Genomic DNA, 19,291 nt, shown 5'->3' with positions numbered 1-19,291 from the left:
GTGCCGGCCCCGAGTCCCCGTGCGCTGCCCCGCGCCCGGCGCAGCTAGGGTGATCGCATGACTGTGCTCGTGTACGAAGACTTCGGGACCGGACGCCACCGGGAGGCCTCGCTGATCCGGCATGCGCTGGGCAGCGTGCACGAGGAAGAGCTCGTGGCGGGGCTGGCCGGTGGGATCGGGTTCATGTACTTCGTGTTCGAGTACGCGGGCCGGCTGCCGATGGCGACGATCGTGGCACAGTCGCACCCCGAGCCGTGGGTGCAGGTCGCGCTGGGCCGGCTGGGCGTCCCGTACGAGGCGACGCGTGCGATGAATCCGCGGTGGGGGCGGGTCAGGGCCGCGCTCGACGGCGGGCAGCCCGTGTTCTGCGTGGTCGACCGGTCCTCGCTGCCCTGGCACGCGGCCGATGCGGATGCCGAGATGACGGGCGCCGACGCGTACACCGTGGTGATCGCCGGCTACGACGGGGACGACCTGCTGATCGAGGACGGTGCGGAGACTCCGTACCGGATCGACCGCGAGGAGTTCGGTGCGGCGTGGACCGCGCACCGCAAGGGCCGGCACCAGCTGATCGTGCCGACCGGTCCGGCCGAGGGGGAACCGGACGTGGCGGGGGCGATCGCCTCGACCGTCCGGCATCTGACCGGGCCGGTGCTGGGCAACAAGTTCGACGTGAACTTCGGCTTCAGCGGCATGGAGAAGTTCGCCACGCAGCTGCGCGACCGTACGACGAAGAGCGGCTGGGAGCGGCGGTTCGGCGGCTCTCCCGAAGCGTTCGCGACCGGCACGGGCCGGCTGTACGCCTGCCTGGAGGAGGAGTGGACCGCGCCGGGCGCCACCCGCCCGCTGTACGCGGACTTCCTCGACCTCGTCGGCCGCGGCGAGCCGGCGGCGCTGTTCCGCGAGTCGGCCGGCCACTGGTCGGCGCTGGCCGCCCTCGCCCGTGACGCGGATCCGAAGGCCGATGCCGACGAGCGGCGCACGCTCTTCGACGCGTGCGCGCAGCACGTGGACGAGTCCCTGGCGCTCGAGCGCCGGGCGGTGGCACTGCTGGAGGGGTGACATCGGTGGAGGGGTGACATCGGCGGAGGCGGTGGCTCACCGGCCCTTCCAGGTCCCCGTCTCCCGCTCCCGCTTCAGACGCCGGGGTCCGACGGCACCATCAGCCGCTTCTTCTTGCCCTGGGCGTACGCGTTGCCCTGATGGCCGCCGTCCAGGTGCCCGGTTGTGGTTCGCCCCCTACGTCGTCGTCCGCGAGGACACTACTGACGCCCGGCATGCGACGCAACCGGCGGTGAAATTTTTCTGAAGACGCGTCAATCATCCACTGGAAACATGCAGTTGATGTCCGCGCAAAGTATTGACAGCACTTCAACTCAAAGCATCAATAGGCAACACACTTCAACAACTTCCAACACCCGAAGTGTGTCCACGTGAGGCCCCCCACCCCGAAAGGACCGCCCTCACATGCCCAGCAGACGTTCCGCCTGCGCACTGACCGCCCTCCTCGCCACGACCGTCGGCACCGCGCTCGCCTTCCCCGGCGCACCCGCGGCGGCCGAGGCCGCGACCGCCTCCGCAGCGGCCCCCGGCCCGTACGTGATCGAAGTCGAGAACATGTCGCTGACCAACTTCGCGACGGAGACGGTCAACCACACCTGGAACAACAACCCGGTCGACAACGTCACCTACGCAAAGGGAAGTTCGGGCCAGACCAGCACCGCCCGCACGACGTTCAACGGCGACGCCGGCACCTACGACCTCATCACGCGCTACAACGGCAACACCCAGAACGGCGTCACGTACAAGCTCACCGTCAACGCGGCCACCGTCGACTCCTGGGGCACGTCCCGGCGTTACGGCCGTGACCACACCGACCCGGTGAGCATCGACACCCGTACGTCGGGCAAGGTGGCCCTCAGGGCCGGGGACGTCATCGAGCTGACGGCCACGTCCGCCGGCGAGGTCCCGCGCGTCGACCGGATCACGATCCAGGCGCACGTGGGCCCGCCGACCAGCACGCTGACGCTCAACTCCCCCAACGCCACCCTCAACGAGGGCTTCAAGTGGGGCAAGGACCGCGCCCTGGCGATGACGTTCTATCCGGGCAACCCGATGATGGGCCACGAGCCCGAGTGGTGGCGCCTGAAGAACGCCGCGCACCCGAAGGTGGAGCCCGGCTACTGGGGCGCGTACACGAACCGGGAGTCCTACTACAACCGCGACATCTCCCACCAGTCGGACGGTGCGCACGCCCTCGGTCTGGACGCCGAGACGTTCCACATGATGAAGACATTCGCCGCAGACGCCGACGACCCCGGCCAGAACGGCTGGCCGCTGTGGGCGCACAGCTCGTACGGCGCCATGTACTACATCGACGGCACCGGATTCCGTGAACTGCCGTCGCCGTTCAACCTGATGACCAAGGCGTACAAGCAGTACCAGTGGACGGGCGACTCCGCCTGGCTCAACGATCCGGACCTCGCCGCGTTCTACGACTCGACGATGGGCTCCTTCCTCACCGGCCACGAGGTGCGGTGGAACGACACCGACCCGTCGCAGGAGCAGCCGGTCTCGAAGAAGCAGCAGGGCGAGTACACCGCCACCTTCTTCGAGTTCCCGAACGAGAACCTGGTCTCCGCGGCCGACTCGCTCGGCTACCAGTACCAGTCGATGCTCGCGTACGCCGAGATCCTGAAGGCCAGGGGCGACACCGCCGGCAGCACGAAGTGGACCGAGCGCGCGAAGCGGGTGCGCAGCCACTTCGAGTCCAACTGGTGGGACGCGGCGAACAACCGCTACGTGCGCGGCAAGGACGCGGCCGGTACCGGCTACAGCAGTTGGGGCCACGAGGCCAGCTTCCTGATGATGCTGACCGGGCTCGGCGACCACGGTCCCCGGACGAACGCCTACCTGGACTTCATCGCGGCCAACGACGACGACCTGAACGTCGAGGCGACCTCCTACCTGCCGGAGATGTACTACCAGTACAACCGCTCGCGCGAGGGCTGGTCGTGGCTGAAGAAGCTGATGACCGACAAGAACACGTACCCGGAGATCTCGTTCCTGGCGGTCAGCAGCGTCATCGACGGCATGATGGGCGTCCAGCCGGACGCTCCGCGCGACAAGGTCGCCACCGTCTCGCGACTGACGTCGGAGACGCCGTGGGTGGAGATCGACCACCTGAAGGTCGGTGACAACGACCTGAAGCTGAAGCACACGGGCACCACCGGCTCCACCCTGACGAACAACTCGGGTGGCACGGTCAGTTGGGAGGCCCAGTTCTACGGGTCCTTCGACAAGATCACCGTGAACGGCACGGCGTACACCCCGCAGACCAAGACGCTGTACGGCAAGACCGTGTCGTACGTGACCGTCCCGGTCGCCGCCGGCCAGTCCGTGGCCGCGACCGCCGGCAGCGGCGACGACGGCGGCACCGGTCGGACGGTCGACCTCAGCGACCTCGACTGGGCCGACGCCCGCGCCGACTTCGGCACCGTGCGCAAGGACAGGAGCGTCGACGGCAACCCGATCCGGCTGAACGGCACCGCGTACGCGAAGGGTCTCGGCACGCACGCCAACGGCAGCATCACCTACCACCTGAACGGCGGCTACACGCGGTTCCGGTCCGACATCGGCGTCGACGACGAGGTCACCGCCAACGCCACCGTGAAGTTCGAAGTCTGGGGCGACGGCACCAAGCTCTACACCAGCCCCACCACCCTCACCCCCACCAGCCCCACCCAGACCATTGACATCGATGTCACCGGCATCAACCGACTCGAACTCAAGGTCACCGACACCGGCGACGGCATCAACAGCGACCACGCCGACTGGGCCGGAGCCAGGCTGCTCCGCTGACCCGGCACACCGGCAGGCCCGGCGGGCCGGCGGGAGCCTCCAGGTCTCCCGCCGGCCCGCTGCGCCACATCCGGCGAACAGCCGCTCGGCCGGTCAGCCCGTCATCCGGTCGGCCGGTCGGCCGGTCAGCCGGTCAGCCGGTCAGCCGGTCAGCCGGTCAGCCGGTCAGCATCGGGAACGGATCCAGGTCCGGCTTCAGCACCTGCCCCGGCTTCGGCGGGGTGCCGTCGACGAGGTACGAGGTGACCTGCGCGTCCAGGGCCTTGCTGCGCCCGATCGCGCAGTGCTCGATCACGTCGACCGTCACCAGGACGGCGTTGCCGAGCTGGCGCTGCATCCGCTGCGAGAAGCGGTACTGGGTGGCCGGGTCGAAGGTGTTGCCGATGACCATGATCTTGTTGGCGGTGCGCCGGTTCCACGGCCCCGCGTACCGCTCGGAGCTGCGGGCGGGCGCCGGCCAGGTGGCGCAGGTCGGCGAGTCGAAGGCCTGGTAGCGGCCGAAGGTGGGGGCGTTGCGCTCCCAGGCGCGGGCCAGGTGCGCGAACACCCGCGGGTTCGACGGGTAGGGCTTGTCCTGGCAGTTGACGCCGAAGTACGAGTCGTCCGACGTGTACGGGGTGTCCGCCGGGGCCTCGCGCAGCCCGCCCGGGTAGGTCTGGGCCAGCCGGGCCGCGGCCTCCGTGTCGATCCGCCCGCCCGTGGCCAGCCCCTGCTGCCGGCTGATCACCTGGTGGACGGCCTGCAGCGAGACCGCCAGGGGAGCCAACCGGGTCTGTGAGTACAGGGCGTTGGCCACGTTGTTGGTGAAGGTGCTGAGGTTGACCTCCTGGCCGTCCGGCAGGGTCACCGGGGTGGTGCGCAGGTGGTCGCGGATCGCGTCGAACTTGGCGCGGGTGTCGCCCTCGGCAAAGGCGCAGCGCGGGACTCCGACGGCCTTGCAGCGCTTGAGGTATTCGGCGAGGGCCGGTTCGAAGCCGCCGGTGGCGCGCTGGCGGTCGTACTCCAGGCCGTCGTGGAGGCGCAGGTTCGGGTCGACGTTGCCGTCGATGATGACCGCGCGCACCTTGTCCGGGTACATGTTGGCGTAGGTGGCGCCGATCAGGGTGCCGTACGAGAATCCGGCGAAGGTCAGCTTCTTGTCGCCGACGGCCCGGCGCATCCGGTCGAGGTCGCGGACCACGTTCATGGTGGACATGTGGCGGATGAGGTCGCCGGCGTTGCGCGTACAGGAGGCGGTGAAGTCGCGGGTGGCCGCGAGCGTGCCGTTCACTTCGGTGCGGGTGACGGGCACCATGATCATCCGCTGGAAGACCGAGGTGGCTTCCTCGTTGGTGGTGAAGCAGCGCAGCGGCTTGCTGCGGGCGACGCCGCGCGGGTCGAAGCCGATCATGTCGAAGCGTTCGGTGACCTTGGGCTGGAACCGGGCGGTGGTGGCCCAGAGGTAGCCGCTGCCGCCGGGGCCGCCGGGGTTCATGAAGAGCGAGCCGATGCGCTTGGCGGGGTCGCCGGCCCGCCGCCGTAACATGGCGATGCCGATCGTCTCGCCGTACGGCTTCGCGTAGTCGAGGGGCACGGGGTAGACGGCGCAGTCGTAGATCTTGGGGTCGGGCTTGGACGGGTCCGGGTTGCAGGGCGTCCATTGCACCGGCTCGACCCGGGCGTCGGCGGTGGCCGGAACGGTCGAGCCTGCGGTCGCTGCTGCGGCGGGCGTCGTGGGCGCCGCGGACGCCGTGACGGCAGCACCGGACGTCAGGGCCAACGCGCTGGTGAGCGCGATCACCATCGTGGATAAGCGGGACAAGGAACCTCCTTCGGCTGCGCGAACGCGGTCAGCATCGCAGCGGTCGGGGAGGCCGTAAAGATCGCCTAACCGGCCACTCCGGGGGTGCCGGGTGGCCGGTCGGCGCTGGTCGGTGCCGGTCCGGGCGGGTGTCGTGGGCCGGTGTCAGGGCCGGTGTCAGGGGGTGACGGCCGGGCCGCTGGTGACGGTGTGCCAGCTGCCGGACTTCACGGTGAAGACGGTGAGCTGGCGGTTGCGGATGTCGCCGTACGCATCGAAGGCGACATGGCCGGTGACCCCGTCGAAGGCGAGTCCGGAGACGGCCTTGGACATCCTGGTGCGGGCGTCCGCGGGGAGGGTGCCGCCGTTGGCCGTGACCACGGACTTCACTGCTTCGATGAGGCTCCAGGTGGCGTCGTACGCGTACGGGCCGTACCAGCCGGCTTCCTCCGCGTACCCCGCCTTCGCGTACCGGGCGAGGAAGTCCGCTCCGCCCGCCTGGTGTTCGGCGGGGGTGCCGATGTTGAGGGCGAGGTCGCCGTCGGACTTCGGGGCGTCGGCGAGGAATTGCTGGTCGTAGATGCCGTCGCCGCCCATCAGGGGGACGGCGGCGCCGTCCTTCTTGAGCTGGGCGGAGAGCGGGGCGGCGGTGTCGTAGTAGCCGCCGAAGAAGACGGCGTCGGCGCCGGCGGCCCGGACCTTGGCGGCCAGGCCGGGGAACGCGCTCTGTCCGGAGTCGACCTGCTCGGTGCCGACCACGGTCCCGCCGAGCTTCTCGAACTCGGTGGTGAAGCCGGCGGCGAGGCCGGTGCCGTAGGCGCTGCGGTCGTCGATGACGTACACCTTGCGCTTGCCGGCCTCGGCGTGGAGGTGGCGGGCGGCGAACGGGCCCTGGTCCACGTCGCTGGCCACGGTGCGGAAGTACGTGTCGTGCGGGCGGGACTTGGTGCCGGCGGCCCAGTCGGGGCCGAGCGACAGGGTGGGGTCGGTGTTGCCCGGGGAGATGTTGACCAGGTCCGCCCGGGACAGGGTGTCGGCCATGACGCGGGTCATGCCTGAGGTGAGGGGGCCGACGACGCCGAGGACCTTGGGGTCGGCGACGAAGGCGGCGGCGTTCGCGGGGCCCTTGGCGGGGTCGGTCGCGTCGTCCAGGGCCTTGATCTCGAACCTGACGCCGGGCACGTGACGCTTCTCGTTCGCCGTCCGGACGGCCAGTTCGGCAGAGTTCCGCATGCCGAGGCCCATGCCGGCGGCGAGGCCGCCCGTGAGCGGTGCGTCCACGCCGAGCACCACGGTGACGGCGGAGGCCGCGCCGCCGGCGGCCTTGCCGGTGTTCCGGCCGCCGCCTTCGTCGCCGCCGTGGGAGAGGGTCCAGGTCAGGACGGAGCCGGCGGTGAGCGTGGCGAGGGCGGTGCCGAGGATCACGGACCGGCGGGTGAGGGCGGCGGCGCCGGAGCGTACGGGAGGCCGGCCGGGGGCGGTGCCGAGCCGGGCGGTGGCGCCGAGGTGGACGAGGGCGTCGGTCGGGGGCTGGGGTGCGGGCGGCTGGGGTGCGGGCGGCTCGACCGGGGGCCGCTCGGGCTGTGCGGGCTCGGGCGCCGGGATCCGCGGCGGGGTGGCCGGCCGGTCCGGGAGGGGGCGTCGGGGGTCGGCGGCCGGGGGCGCCGCGGAGTCCGGGACGGTGGGCGTCTGCCGGGTCGCGGGTACGGAGGGCTCGGCGGACGGGGTCGGTCCGCCTGCGGCAGCAGGCTCCGGGGATGCTCCCGCCTCCGCCTCTGCCTCCTCCGATGCACCCTCCGCTTCCGATTCCGTTTCTGCCTCGGACTCCGCTTCGGCAGCCTCGTCGTCCCCCGCCGGGAGGGCCCGCAGCACGGCCGCCAGCATCCCCGCGGCCTCGGTCGCGCCCACCCGCCGATCGGGGTCCTTGGTGAGCAGTGCCTCCAGCACGGGTGCGAGCGGTCCGGCGTGCACCGGCGGCCGGTGCGGGCGGGTGAAGACGGCCACGGCCAGGGCGTGCAGCCCTTCGGCCTCGAACGGCGGCTGCCCCTCGACGGCGTGGTAGAGCGTGGCGCCGAGCGCCCACAGGTCGTTGGCGGCGGTCGGCCGCTTGCCCTCCAGCTGCTCGGGCGCCATGTACTGGGGCGTGCCGATGACGATGCCGCTGTGGCTGAGCTTGGTGGTCGCGTCGGCGAGGTGGGCGATGCCGAAGTCGGTGAGGACGACCCGGTCCCTGGTGAGGAGCACGTTGTCCGGCTTGATGTCGCGGTGGACGATGCGGGCCCCGTGCGCCTCGGCGAGTGCGTCGAGCATGGCGGCGCCGATCTCGGCCACGCGGCGCACGGGGAGCCGGCCGCGGCGGCGGATGGCGGCCGCCAGGGACTCGCCGCGGATGAGCTCCATGACGATGACGGGGGCGCCGTGGTGCTCGGCGACGTCGTGGATCGTGATGATGCCCGGGTGGCTGAGAGTGACCGCCGCGCGCGCCTCGCCGGTGAACCGCCGGAGCAGGGTGGCGCGGTCGCTCTCCTCCATTCCCGGCGGGAAGAGGATTTCCTTGATGGCGACCTCGCGCCCGAACACCTGCTGGTCCAGGCCTCGCCAGACCCGGCCCATGCCGCCTTGGCCGATGCGTTCGACCAGCTGGTACCGGCCGGCGATGAGTTCGGAATTCTGCTCGGTCACGCGCACACTCTAGGTCCTGCTGAGCCGTTCAGGTGACGGATCGGTGGCTTGATCACGCCACAGGTACGCTTCGTTCCGCTTTCGACCGATCCCCTCGGCTTCCCCACCCCGCCCGCGGTTGCTCTCGTTCCGCTTGACCTTGACACAGTGACAAGCCCTTCACTGCCGGCAGGGAGGTGGTCGGGATGACCATGCAGACGGGTGGGACGTCGGCGGAGCGGGTGCTGCGCGGACTGGAGAGCGGTGCGGCGTCGGTGCGGCTGCGGGCGGCACTGGAGATCGGGTCGGCGCCGGATCCGGGATGGGTCGGCACGCTGGTGGAGCGGTGCGCGGTGGAGGCCGATTTCCAGGTGCGGGAGATGCTGACGTGGGCACTGACCCGGCACTCCCCCGACGAGACCGTTCCGCTGCTGGTGGCCGCGCTCGGGTCGGAACGGGCGCAAGCCCGCAGCCAGGCGCTGCACACGCTGTCGAAGGTCGGGGACCGGCGGGCCTGGCCGGCGATCACCCGGGAGCTGCTGCTCGATGCCGACGAGGAGGTGGCGCGGACCGCCTGGCGGGCGGCGGTCGCCCTCGTGCCCGAGGGCGGCGAGGCGGAGCTGGCCCGGGTGCTGGCGACCCGGCTCGGGCACGGCGGGTACGAGACCCGGCTGAGTCTGAGCCGGGCGCTGGTGGCGCTCGGCGAGGCGGCGGTCGCGCCGCTGCTGGGGTCCGCCGCGGTGGATCCGTCACCCGAGGTGCGTGCGCATGCGATCGCCACGGAACGGATGATGGACGACCCGGACATCGGGTTCGGGTTCGCGATCGAGGAGGCGAAGCGGATCGTGGCGCTGGGCCCCCGGGAGGAGTGACGGACGGTGCTGATCGGCGAGGTGGCGCGGCGGTCCGGGGTGAGCGCCCGGATGCTCCGGCACTACGAGTCGCTGGGCCTGCTGGAGCCGACGGGGCGCAGCGGGTCGGGCTACCGGGAGTACTCCGGTGAGGACATCCGGCGCATCTTCCACATCGAGAGCCTGCGGTCGCTGGGGTTGTCGCTGCGGGACGTGGGGCGGGCGCTGGACGACCCGGGCTTCGCGCCGGCCGCGCTGATCGAGGAGCTGGTGCGGGAGACGCGGGAACGTGTCGCCGCCGAGATGGAGTTGCTCACGCGGCTGCAGCGGATCGACGCGGCGGAGCCGGGTGACTGGGACGACGTCCTGGGCACGGTGGCGCTGCTGCACGCGCTGGGGTCGGAGAGCGCCGAGCGCCGGCAGCTGGCGGCACTGTCGGCGGGGACGGGCCGGGGCGGCGGCGAGGGCGGCGGCATGCCGGTGGAGGCGCTGGTCGAGGCGGCGTTGGGCGAGTCCGATCCGAGCGTGGCCGGGGCGCTCCACTGGGCGCTGGCCCAGTCGGGCGCTGCCGCGCTCGGTCCGCTCGCGGACGGCCTGGGGGCGGCGGAGGCCGAGGTGCGCCGGCGGGCGGTGCTGGCCGTGGCCGAGTTGCCGGGCCCGGAGGCGACCGGCCTGCTGCGGGACGTGCTGGACGACGCCGACGTCGTGGTCCGCCGCCGGGCGGCGCTGGCGCTGGGCGCACGGGGCGTGCGGGATGCCGTACCGGTGCTCATCGACATGGTCGTCGAGGCGGTGAACGACGTCGATGCGGCGGATGCGCTGGCCGGGCTGGCGGGCGGGCCCGGGGAGGCGGACCGCATCGTCGGCGGGCTCGTCGCCCGCCTGGGCCACGATGCGGTCGCCCCGTCGGCCCGGCTGCGGCTGGTCCAGGCCCTCGCGGACATCCCGGGCGGCGCCGCGTACGGTGCGCTCGCCGCCCTGTCCCGGGATGCCGACCGGACCGTGGCCCTCACGGCGTCCTACGTGCTGGAACTCCGCGAGGGCCGGACCTGACGTACGGTCACTTCATCTCGGTTCAGTGGTCTTTGAGGAGAGCGCAGGCGAAGTTCTCCTGGACGGTGCGGAGTCGGGCCAGCAGGGCCGGCTTGACGCTCTTGCTGGTCTGGGTGTTGAGGGTGAAGGTGAGGGAGCGGGTGCCGTCGGGGGTGGCGGCGGCGAGCTGCGTGTAGCCGGGGGTGTTGCCGGTGTGGCCGTAGAGCACGCCGCAGCGGGTCGTGTACTGGAAGAGCGCGAGCCCGGCGGCGTTCGTACCGGGGCCGGCCGGTTCGGAGGAGTCGCCGGGGCGGAAGGCGTGCTGCTCCTTGCGGGTCTTCTTCGACAGGAAGGCGGGGCCGCCGTACGCGCGGATGAAGGCGCCGAGGTCGGCCGGTGTGGAGACGATGCCGCCGGAGGCCCAGACGCCGGAGGCGCCGATGGCCTCGCTGATGTCCTCGGGCGCGGCGGGCGGGGACACGTCGTATCCGTGCAGGAAGGGGCGCGGGAGGCGGTAGCCCTGGGGCAGGCTGGTGCGGCGCAGGCCGAGGGGGCGGTACACGAGTTCCTTGAGGAGGTCCTCGTACCGCTTGCCGGTGACGGCTTCGGCCATCAGGGCGACGGCGATGTTGTCGGAGTTGGAGTACTCGTACAGGCGGCCCGGCTGGAAGAGCAGGGGCTCCTCGGCGACGAAGTCCAGCAGCTTCCGGGAGTCGAAGACGTGGCGGGGGTCGGCCCGGAGGATGTCCAGGAACGCTTCGGAGTGCGAGTAGTCGGGCAGCCCGCTGGTGTGCTGGAGAAGCTGCCGCAGCGTCACGCCGTGCCAGTCTTCGGGCTGTTCGGGCAGCACCTCGCCGATGGTGTCGTCGAGGGACAGGAGCTTCTTGTCGACGAGCTTCAGTGCGACGGCCCCGCTGAACGCCTTGGCGATGCTGGCGATCCGCATGTGGTCGTCGACGTGCGGCTTGCGGCCGGTGGCGAGGTCGCCGACGCCGGCCGTGTACACCTGGGCCTTCTTGCCCTTGGTGAGGACGGCGATCACCCCGGGCGGACCGTCTTCCAGGTCGACGAGCTGTTCGAGCTGCTTCTGCAGCCGCTCGTCGTGCGCCGGGCCCGTGCCGCCGGGTCCGGCGCCGACGGCCTGCGCGGGCGCGAGGAGCCCGCCGAGCACGGCGGCGAGGGCGGCGGCGGACAGTCCGGCGCGGTAGCGGCGTACGGGGGCGCTGCTGGGCACGTGTGTCTCCCGGGGTGCGGTGAGGGGGCGGTTCCGGTGCGGACGCGCCGGTTCCGGCCACAGCACTAGCAGCGGGGCGGGTGCTCCGTGGCCGCGGCGCGCGCGGGCGGGGCCGGTCGGCGGACATGCGGGGTCCCCGGGAGGGGGCGTGTCGGGTGAACGGGCCCGGCTGTGGCCGGTGGGGCGCGGGGGCGGGTCTACGGCTGTGCGAGGCTGATCGCCGGGCAGCCGAACAGGTCCGAGAGGACGCCCCGCTGGTGCTCCGTCAGCGGGTTGACGAACACGACGGCGTCCGCGCCGGCCTCCTCGCGGGCCGCGGCCACCTCGCGGGCCTTCCCCATGCGGATCAGGGTGCGGGGGGAGAACGGCCGGGACATGTTCCGCACCCCGCCGTCCGACGCCCCCCGCCGCTGCACCGCCCGGGCGAGGACCCGTACGCCCCGTGAGGCCAGGTCCGCCTCCGCTGCCGTCATGAGCGCGGCGTGGTCCTTCTGCTTGACGGAGAAGAAGCCGACGAGCACCACGCCCGCCCCCGCGACCAGCACGGACTCCCCGGAGGGCAGGGCTTGCGGACGCGGGTCCGGACGCTTGGCGGCGTGGCGGCCGCGCCGACGGTACCGGTACATGATCACACCGTACGAGCGACCGGGCCGGGGCCGCCACCGCATATCGCCGTGCCGCCCACCGATGGTTTCCGGCCGTGCGTCGGGACCCGCGACGGCCGCTCCGGGAGGGAGCGTTACCCTCCTGCGGTGGCCGCGCCGGGCGGCAGGGGACGACGGGGGTGCGTGGGGTGGGGCTGCACGGGGGCGACCCGCAGACGGTGGGCGGGTACCGGCTGCTGGACCGGCTGGGCGCCGGCGGCATGGGGACGGTCTACCTCGGCCGGGGAACCGAGTCCGGGCGGCTGGTCGCCGTGAAGGTGGTCCACCAGCAGTTCGCCGACGACCGGGAGTTCCGGATCCGGTTCCGCCAGGAGGTGGCCGCCGCACGCCGGGTGTCCGGGGCGTTCACCACGCCGGTCGTCGACGCCGACCCCGATGCCGAGCGGCCGTGGATGGCCACGCTGTACACGCCCGGCCGTACGTTGGGGGCGGTGGTGCGCGAGGACGGGCCGCTGGCCGGTCCCGCGCTGCGGCAGCTGGCCGTCGGACTGGTCGAGGCGCTGCGGGACATGCACCGGGTGGGCGTCGTACACCGGGACCTCAAGCCGGAGAACGTCCTGCTCACCGAGGAGGGGCCGCGCGTCATCGACTTCGGGATCTCCCGGGCCGCCGATCAGCAGACCCTGACCGTCACCGGCCGGATCCTGGGCACCCCTCCGTACATGTCGCCCGAGCAGCTGTCCGCTCCGCACCGGGTCAAGGCGGCCTCGGACGTGTTCTCCCTCGGCGCCGTGCTCGTGTACGCGACCACCGGGCACGGGCCGTTCGACGCCGCCTCGCACTACCTGACGGCGTACAACGTGGTCCACGAGCCGGCCGCGGTGGCCGAGCTGTCGGGGACGGTGCGCGAGATCGTCCAGTGGTGCCTGGCGAAGGATCCGGTGGACCGCCCCACGCCGGACGAACTGCTGGGAGCGTTCCGGAGTGCGCCGGAGGGGGACTGGGGGGCGCGGGTGGCGGCGGAGGCGGCCGTCGCACCGGAGCCGCCGCACAGCCGCCCGACTCGGCGTGGCCTCCTCCTCGCAGGCTCGGCGGCGCTGGCCGGGGCCGGTGCCCTCGGATCCTGGCGGGCCGGCTGGTGGGACACGGGCGCCCGCACGGCCGGCTCCGCGTCGCGCGGCGGCGGGCACCCGGTGCGGCCGCTGACGGTGTCGGAGGGTACCGCCGGTCTGCAGCCGGCCGGCTGGTCGCTCTGGCGCAAGCAGGTCGGCGAACAGGACCGGCACGTCCAGACCTGCCGGGCGTCGGCCTCCGTCCTCATCTGCGCCTCCTCGGCGGCCACGGGCCAGTTGGCCGCCTTCGACACGAAGACCGGCCGACGCCTGTGGGGCCGGGACGCCCGGGGGGCCCTGGAGCTGCTGGGCCTGTCGGCCTCCGGGCGGCTGGTGTGCTACCGCGAGTCGGACGACTCGCCCGCAGCGCTGGGCCGCATCATCGCTGTTCGGGCCGCGGACGGCCGCCAGGTGTGGTCGACCCCGCCCGAGTCCGTGGAGATGATCGCCAATGCCGTCATGACGTCCGGCGTGATCGCGGCCGTCGGCGGGATTTCCGGGCTGACGGCCTGGCACGCGGAAACCGGGAAACGTCTGTGGGAGCTGCCGATTCTCGGGGGCACCTCCCGCCTCTACGCCGCCCGCGGCCACATCCACCACCTCGGGGACGCCCCTGACGCCGCGGAACAGCTCCTGCGCAAACTCGCCGTGGACAACGGCCGGGTCGTGAAGAGCCGCCGACCCGGCTCCCTGCGCCCCGTGGCCTTCGGCGCCGACACGGCACTGTTCCGCCGGCCCGACGGTTCGATCGCCCTCGCCGCCTGGGACGAGGAGCCGGTCTCCACGTCCCTGCCCGACACGATGGTCTACACGGAGTCCGGCGGACACTTCTTCGGGCTGGACCCGGACGGCACCGTGATCGCGGCCGACGGCCCTACCGGCAGGCGGCGCTGGGTGGCCCGGACCCAGGCCACCAGCGTCTGGGACCCTGCGCTGGGCGGGTCGCTGCACGTGGCGGGCGGACGCGTGTACGTCCCGAACCCGGACGGCAGCGTCCACTGTTTCGCGGCGGGCGACGGCGCGCTCCTGTGGAAGTCCGCGCCGAGACCGGCAGGCGACCGGGGGCCGCAGCTCTCGCGCCCCGGCTTCGACGTCCACGGCGGCACCGTCTACCTTCTCACGGGAGGGCGCCTGGAAGCCGTGCGCCCTGCGGAGGCCGCGGCACGGGGCTGAGAGGGACGGCTCGGGCCGGGCAATCCGGGCCCACCCGTCGCCTCCGGCGAGCCGGCGGGGGCGGGCCGGCACGGAAAACGGTTCGCACCGGCGCCGGGACGGATGCGAGGGTCGCCGCATGACGCCCCCGTACGAGATCCGTGCCGACTTCGATGCCCACACGATCGTGGTCTACCAGGCGTACCCGCCCGCGATCGCCGATGCGGCGCTGCGGGCGGGGCGGTTCGTGGCGCCGTTCTCGTTCCACCGGATGACGTGGATCAAGCCGTCGTTCAACTGGCTGATGCACCGCAGCAATTGGGCTCGCAAGCCGGGCCAGCAGCGGATCCTTGCCGTACGCATCACCCGCGCGGGCTGGGAGGAGGCGCTGGGCCGGGCGGTGCTGACCACCTCCGACCCGGCGGCCGTCGCCGCCGCGCCCGTACACGTCCAGTGGGACCCGGAGCGCTCCCCGCGCGGCGCGGCCCTCAACCACTACAGCATCCAGGTCGGCATCGGCCGCACCCTGATCCGCACCTTCACCGACGACTGGATCGTCTCCCTCACCGACCTCACCCCCCAGACCCGCAAGGCCGCAGCCCTCCTCCAGTCCGGCCGCCCCGCCCACCGCCTCCTCCCCAGAGAACGCCCGTACCCACTCCCCCGGGCTTTGACGGAGCGGCTCACACGCCCTGGCCACTGACCGGCAGTCAGCCCGTCGTCAGGGAGGCCACGTAGTCGTCCAGGAGCCGGGTCTGGCGGGACGGGGGGAAGGCCGTGGGGGCGAGGAGGGCTTGGATGGTGAGGCCCAGGGTGAAGGACTGGGCGGCGGTGGCGATGTCGGCGGGGTCACCGGGTGGGAGGTCGCCGTGCAGCTGGGCGGCGGCGACGAGGGTGGTGAGGCGGTCGCGGCCCGTGGCGTAGCGGGCGGCGTGGTCGGCGCCGAGGGCCGGGTCGGCGAGGGCCGTGTCCCAGGAGGAGACCCAGATCCGGTTGCTCGTGGTGGCCTCGGCGGTCAGCGGGAGGGCGTCGCGCAGGGCGGCCCGCAGCGCGGCCAGGCCCTCGCCCTCGTACGGCCGGCGGCCTTCGGCGGTGCGCCGGTCGAGCAGGTCGAGGGCGTACGCGACGAGGTCGCGCTTGGTGGCGAAGTAGTGGGTGAGCAGGCCGGTCGTGGCGCCCAGCTCGGCGGCGACGGCGCGCATGGTCAGGCCGCCGAACCCGTGGGCCGAGAGCACGCGCCAGACGGCCTCCGAGACGTCCCGGCGGCGGGCTTCGTGGTCTCCCTTGGTGCGTGCCATGCTGCTACCGTAATAGTCATAACAGTTGTTGTGTGAATGGGGTCCGCATGTTCTCCCTCCCGTTGCGGGACGGCGCCCGTCTCAGCCCGTTGGAGCTCCACCACGCGGAGGAGTTCGCCGCCCACCTGGACCGGGCGCGCGAGCACATCCGGCCGTGGGTGGGGGCCTCCTTCGTCACCGAGGGGGTGGTCGGCGCCCGGGGCACGCTGCTGCGGTACGCGGAGCGGCAGGCCGCGGACGGCGCCCGGCTGTTCGGCATCCGGGATGCGGACGGGCTGCTCGTGGGCGGTGTCATGTTCACCGCCTTCGACGCGGCCGGCGGCTCCTGCGAGGTCGGCTGCTGGCTGGAGCCGGCCGCGGAGGGCCACGGCTGGGTCACCGATTCCTGCACGCTCCTGGTGGACTGGGCGCTCGCCGAACGCGGTCTGCACCGCGCCGAGTGGCACTGCCGCGCCGACAACGGGCGCAGCGCCGCCGTGGCCGCCCGGCTCGGCATGACGCTGGAGGGCGTACACCGCGAGACCTGGCCGTACGACGGGGTCCGGTACGACTCCCAGGTGTGGGCGGTGCTGGCGCCGGAGTGGCGGGCGCACCGGAAGCGGTAGCGCGGAGCGGCCGGAGCCCCGCTCGGAGGGCCCCGGCCGCCGCATGACGGACTGCTAGCGCTTGCCCCGTACGGACACCGTCACGTGGTCGACCCGCAGCGGGTGCCCCGGTTCGGTGGCAGGTCCCGGCGCCATGCCGTCGGCGCGGGGCAGGTTGCCGCCGATGGCGACGTTCAGGATGAGGAAGAGGCCGTGGTCGACGGCCTGCCGCCAGGTCTCGGCGGGCATCTGCCCGGCGCGCACCCGGTGGTGGACCCGGCCGTCCAGGTACCAGCGGACCTCCTCGGCGCCGGGCGTGCGGTCGACTTCGACGGCGTACGTGTGGAACGACGTGCGGCAGTCCGGGCAGGGCCGGGGGCCGGAGCTGAGGCCGGCGGGTTCGCGGCAGGGGCCGCCGTCGGGGGTGCCGCAGTGCATGGTGGCGAAGACGGTGTCGCGGCCGTTGACGGATTCCATGACGTCCAGCTCGCCGATGGCGGGCCAGCCGGTGTAGCCGTCGCGGAGCGGGGCGCCGAGGGTCCAGAACGCCGGCCAGTAGCCGGCCGCCTTCGCCCCGGTGACGTCCGGCAGGGCGAGCGAGGCCTCGATGCGCAGCACGCCGCCGGGCGGCGCCGCGAAGTCCGCGCGCCGGGTCTCGATGCGGCCCGAGCTCCAGCGGCCGCCGGTGCGGGTGGGGACGATCTCCAGGACGCCCTTGCCGTCGAGGCGGACGTTGTCCGTGGAGTCGGTCATCGTCTCGATCTCGCCGGTGCCCCACTGCGGTGCCGGGCAGCCGGGGTAGCAGGTGCCGGTGTCGTGTATCCAGTTCGCGGGCGACGGCGGGCTGCCGGCGGGGCCGTCGAAGTCGTCGCGCAGCAGCCGGGTCCAGCCGTCGGGGCCGGGGCGGGTCGTGGCGCCTCCCGTCGGCGGCAGCGCGCCCGATTCGGTCAGGAGGCGTTCCAGCCGCGGGGTGAGGACGACGGCCGCCGCGTTGGTGAGGTGGGCGTCGTCGCGGTAGAGCAGGATGCGGTCCACGACGGCCGGGCAGGTGGGTCCGGTGCCCGGGCAGAGCACCGGGTTGACGCTGATGCTGCGTACGCCGGGCAGTGCGCCGGCCGCGATCCGGCGGGCCAGCGGGTCGGGCTGGCGGGAGTCCGTACGGCTGAAGGCGCAGTCGGCCGGGGAGTCCGGGCTGCCGGAGACGCACGCCGGGATGTCGGTGCCGGGGACGGGGGTGTCCTCGATGTAGACGATCGGGGCTCCGAGGGCGCGCAGCGGCGCCAGCGTCTTCTCCCAGCCGGCCAGCAGGCGCTGCGGATCGGCGGTGTAGCGGTTGAGCGAGCCGATGACGATCAGCTTGGGGCGGGGCTGGCGGCGCAGCCGCTCCAGGGTGTCGGCGCGCCAGGTGTCGCACTCCCGGTAGCCGCGGCCGAGCTGCGGGTTGTGCACCGCGACCTGCGGCAACGGGCAGCCCTGCTTGACGAGTTCCTGGAGCGCCCAGCCGCGGCGGGCGGCCAGCGCGAGCATCGGCGAGAACCACTGGCCGGCGTGCGAGTCGCCGAGCAGCACGATCCGGTCGGGGCTGTCCGTGGCGCCGAAGAGGCACTCCGGGCTGCGGGTGACGGCCGGCGCGACCTGGCAGCCGGCGTCCGGCGGGAAGTCCTTGCGGGCCTGCGCGGGCCCGGGCACGACCGGCCCGTCCGCGACCGGCACGCCGGGGGTACGGGCGAGCAGCGCGGGCCCGGCGGCGGCGCCCGGCGGCAGCCCGGCGGGGTCGACCGGGTCGGCCGGACCGAGCAGGCGGACCGTCGTACTGCCCACGACCAGCGCCAGCACGACCGGGAACACGATGGCGGAGACGCCGACCGCCAGCCCGCGCCGCGGGTGCACGGACACGGTCCGGCTGCGGCGCAGCGGCCGCTCGACCCAGCGCATGGTGGCGTACGCGGGCAGTACGGCGGCCAGCGTCAGCGCGGTCTTGGCGGGCCAGCCTAGGCTGCCGCCGAGCCGGGCCCCGGCCAGCACCAGGACGGGCCAGTGCCACAGGTAGAGGTTGTACGACAGCCGGCCGAGCGCGCGCGGCGCCCGGCGGGCCAGGATCCGGCCGACGCCGAACGGCTCCTCGGTGTAGCGCTCGCCGCGCCCGGGGATGGCCGCGAGGATCACGGCGGCGGCCCCGAGGGTGGGCACGAGAGCCGCCCAGCCCGGGTACGGGGTGCCCGAGTCGTACGTGGTCACGCACCAGGCGATCGCGGCTGCGCCGGCCCAGCCGCACAGCAGCCGCAGTGGGCGCGGGCCGCGCATCAGGTGCCAGGGCAGCAGGGCCAGGAGGGCGCCGATGCCGAACTGCCAGACGCGGGACGGGGTTCCGAGGTAGGCGAGCGAGGCGGAGCTGTCGGTCCAGTGCAGGGAGAGCACGAAGGAGGCGGCCACCAGGAGGGCGGCGGCCGGGGCGACGAGCAGCCGGACGGCGCGGCCGCGGCGGGCGGCCCGCGCGGTGCCGAAGACGAGGACCAGGAGGGCCAGGAGCGGGCCCCAGAACAGGTAGAACTGCTCCTCGACCGCCAGGGACCAGAAGTGCAGCAGCGGGCTCTGGGCGTGTCCGGCGGCGAGGTAGTCGGTCTGCTGGGCGACGAACCGCCAGTTGGCGGCGGAGACGGCCGCGGCCAGGACGTCGCGTTCCAGATCGGTGCGCTGGAGCGGGACGGTCAGCCAGGCACCGGCGGCGGCGACCACGGCGAGCACCACCGCGGCGGAGGGGAGCAGGCGCCGGGCCCGGCGGGAGAAGAAGTCGCCGAGCCGGATCCGGCCGGTGGTGATGGCCTCGCGGACGAGGAGACCGGTGATGAGATAGCCGGAGATGACGAAGAAGACGTCGACTCCGACGAACCCGCCGGTGAAGCCCGGGAGTTCGGCGTGGAAGGCGAGCACGGCGAGGACCGCGGCGGCGCGCAGGCCCTCGATGTCGGGGCGGAAGGCGGAGCGGTGCGGGCTGGGGCCGGACTCGGCGGCGGCGGAGGTGGGGCCGGCGGGTACGGGCGGCGCGGAGGTGTCGGGTGGCGCGGACGCGGGGCCGCGGGCGCCGGGTGCCACGGGGGAAGCCATGGTGGTCGGGCCTTTC

At 73.3% G+C, this 19,291-nt stretch carries 13 protein-coding genes; 7 read left to right on the top strand and 6 right to left on the bottom strand.

Features of this window, described 5'->3' with window-relative positions; genetic code table 11:
• The first annotated feature begins 57 nt into the window (after window positions 1-57).
• Both LG634_RS03875 and LG634_RS03870 read left to right on the top strand, forming a co-directional pair.
• The gene (locus tag LG634_RS03875) at window positions 58-1,062 is read left to right on the top strand and encodes a BtrH N-terminal domain-containing protein (protein WP_226732138.1); all 1,005 of its coding nucleotides are present in this window, start codon (window positions 58-60) and stop codon (window positions 1,060-1,062) included.
• 405 nt (window positions 1,063-1,467) lie between these two features.
• Entirely contained in the window at window positions 1,468-3,861 is a 2,394-nt protein-coding gene (locus tag LG634_RS03870) for an NPCBM/NEW2 domain-containing protein (protein WP_226732137.1), read from the top strand.
• 157 nt (window positions 3,862-4,018) lie between these two features.
• Here the strand turns inward: LG634_RS03870 and LG634_RS03865 are convergent, their stop codons facing one another.
• The gene (locus tag LG634_RS03865) at window positions 4,019-5,662 is read right to left on the bottom strand and encodes an alpha/beta hydrolase (RefSeq protein ID WP_226732136.1); all 1,644 of its coding nucleotides are present in this window, start codon (window positions 5,660-5,662) and stop codon (window positions 4,019-4,021) included.
• A gap of 156 nt (window positions 5,663-5,818) precedes the next feature.
• Complete coding sequence (locus LG634_RS38150) at window positions 5,819-8,323, bottom strand: bifunctional serine/threonine-protein kinase/ABC transporter substrate-binding protein (RefSeq protein WP_308072258.1); 2,505 nt, start codon at window positions 8,321-8,323, stop codon at window positions 5,819-5,821.
• Window positions 8,324-8,508: 185 nt separating this feature from the next.
• Here LG634_RS38150 and LG634_RS03845 point away from each other — a divergent pair, with 185 nt between their 5' ends.
• Both LG634_RS03845 and LG634_RS03840 read left to right on the top strand, forming a co-directional pair.
• Window positions 8,509-9,174 (top strand): HEAT repeat domain-containing protein, encoded by a 666-nt coding sequence (locus LG634_RS03845; RefSeq protein ID WP_372482364.1) that lies wholly within the window; start codon window positions 8,509-8,511, stop codon window positions 9,172-9,174.
• A 6-nt stretch (window positions 9,175-9,180) separates the two neighbouring features.
• Window positions 9,181-10,206, top strand: coding sequence for a MerR family transcriptional regulator (locus LG634_RS03840; RefSeq protein ID WP_226732135.1), 1,026 nt, complete (start codon window positions 9,181-9,183; stop codon window positions 10,204-10,206).
• 22 nt (window positions 10,207-10,228) lie between these two features.
• Here LG634_RS03840 and LG634_RS03835 read toward each other — a convergent pair whose 3' ends face one another.
• Both LG634_RS03835 and LG634_RS03830 read right to left on the bottom strand, forming a co-directional pair.
• Window positions 10,229-11,419, bottom strand: coding sequence for a serine hydrolase domain-containing protein (locus LG634_RS03835; RefSeq protein WP_226732134.1), 1,191 nt, complete (start codon window positions 11,417-11,419; stop codon window positions 10,229-10,231).
• Between the two features lie 197 nt (window positions 11,420-11,616).
• Window positions 11,617-12,045, bottom strand: coding sequence for an HflX-like GTP-binding protein (locus LG634_RS03830; protein ID WP_226732133.1), 429 nt, complete (start codon window positions 12,043-12,045; stop codon window positions 11,617-11,619).
• Between the two features lie 167 nt (window positions 12,046-12,212).
• Between LG634_RS03830 and LG634_RS03825 the strand changes: the two genes are divergently transcribed.
• Together LG634_RS03825 and LG634_RS03820 are read left to right on the top strand one after the other, a co-directional pair.
• Window positions 12,213-14,309: a serine/threonine-protein kinase gene (locus LG634_RS03825; protein ID WP_226732132.1), complete on the top strand. Its 2,097-nt coding sequence runs from the start codon at window positions 12,213-12,215 to the stop codon at window positions 14,307-14,309.
• Window positions 14,310-14,427: 118 nt separating this feature from the next.
• A complete protein-coding gene (locus tag LG634_RS03820; RefSeq protein ID WP_226732131.1) occupies window positions 14,428-14,991 on the top strand; it encodes a DUF4291 domain-containing protein in 564 nt (187 codons plus the stop codon).
• Between the two features lie 7 nt (window positions 14,992-14,998).
• On the opposite strand, the gene LG634_RS03815 is transcribed toward LG634_RS03820, so the two are convergent.
• Window positions 14,999-15,586 (bottom strand): TetR/AcrR family transcriptional regulator, encoded by a 588-nt coding sequence (locus tag LG634_RS03815; RefSeq protein ID WP_226732130.1) that lies wholly within the window; start codon window positions 15,584-15,586, stop codon window positions 14,999-15,001.
• Between the two features lie 47 nt (window positions 15,587-15,633).
• On the opposite strand from LG634_RS03815, the gene LG634_RS03810 reads away from it, so the two are divergent.
• Entirely contained in the window at window positions 15,634-16,191 is a 558-nt protein-coding gene (locus LG634_RS03810) for a GNAT family N-acetyltransferase (protein ID WP_226732129.1), read from the top strand.
• Window positions 16,192-16,245: 54 nt separating this feature from the next.
• Here the strand turns inward: LG634_RS03810 and LG634_RS03805 are convergent, their stop codons facing one another.
• The gene (locus LG634_RS03805) at window positions 16,246-19,275 is read right to left on the bottom strand and encodes an SGNH hydrolase domain-containing protein (RefSeq protein WP_226732128.1); all 3,030 of its coding nucleotides are present in this window, start codon (window positions 19,273-19,275) and stop codon (window positions 16,246-16,248) included.
• Between the last annotated feature and the right edge of the window lie 16 nt (window positions 19,276-19,291).

Origin of the sequence: Streptomyces bambusae, assembly GCF_020532645.1 — a bacterium.
Taxonomy (GTDB): Bacteria; Actinomycetota; Actinomycetes; order Streptomycetales; family Streptomycetaceae; genus Streptomyces; species Streptomyces bambusae.
This window is presented reverse-complemented; position numbering and strand designations above follow the sequence as displayed.

Excerpts from the sequence above, each read along its gene's own strand:
- LG634_RS03875 (WP_226732138.1), top strand. The coding sequence starts at position 58 with ATGACTGTGCTCGTGTACGAAGACTTCGGGACCGGACGCCACCGGGAG.
- LG634_RS03870 (WP_226732137.1), top strand. The coding sequence starts at position 1,468 with ATGCCCAGCAGACGTTCCGCCTGCGCACTGACCGCCCTCCTCGCCACG.
- LG634_RS03845 (WP_372482364.1), top strand. The coding sequence starts at position 8,509 with ATGACCATGCAGACGGGTGGGACGTCGGCGGAGCGGGTGCTGCGCGGA.
- LG634_RS03830 (WP_226732133.1), bottom strand. The coding sequence starts at position 12,045 with ATGTACCGGTACCGTCGGCGCGGCCGCCACGCCGCCAAGCGTCCGGAC.
- LG634_RS03820 (WP_226732131.1), top strand. The coding sequence starts at position 14,428 with ATGACGCCCCCGTACGAGATCCGTGCCGACTTCGATGCCCACACGATC.
- LG634_RS03815 (WP_226732130.1), bottom strand. The coding sequence starts at position 15,586 with ATGGCACGCACCAAGGGAGACCACGAAGCCCGCCGCCGGGACGTCTCG.
- LG634_RS03810 (WP_226732129.1), top strand. The coding sequence starts at position 15,634 with ATGTTCTCCCTCCCGTTGCGGGACGGCGCCCGTCTCAGCCCGTTGGAG.
- LG634_RS03805 (WP_226732128.1), bottom strand. The coding sequence starts at position 19,275 with ATGGCTTCCCCCGTGGCACCCGGCGCCCGCGGCCCCGCGTCCGCGCCA.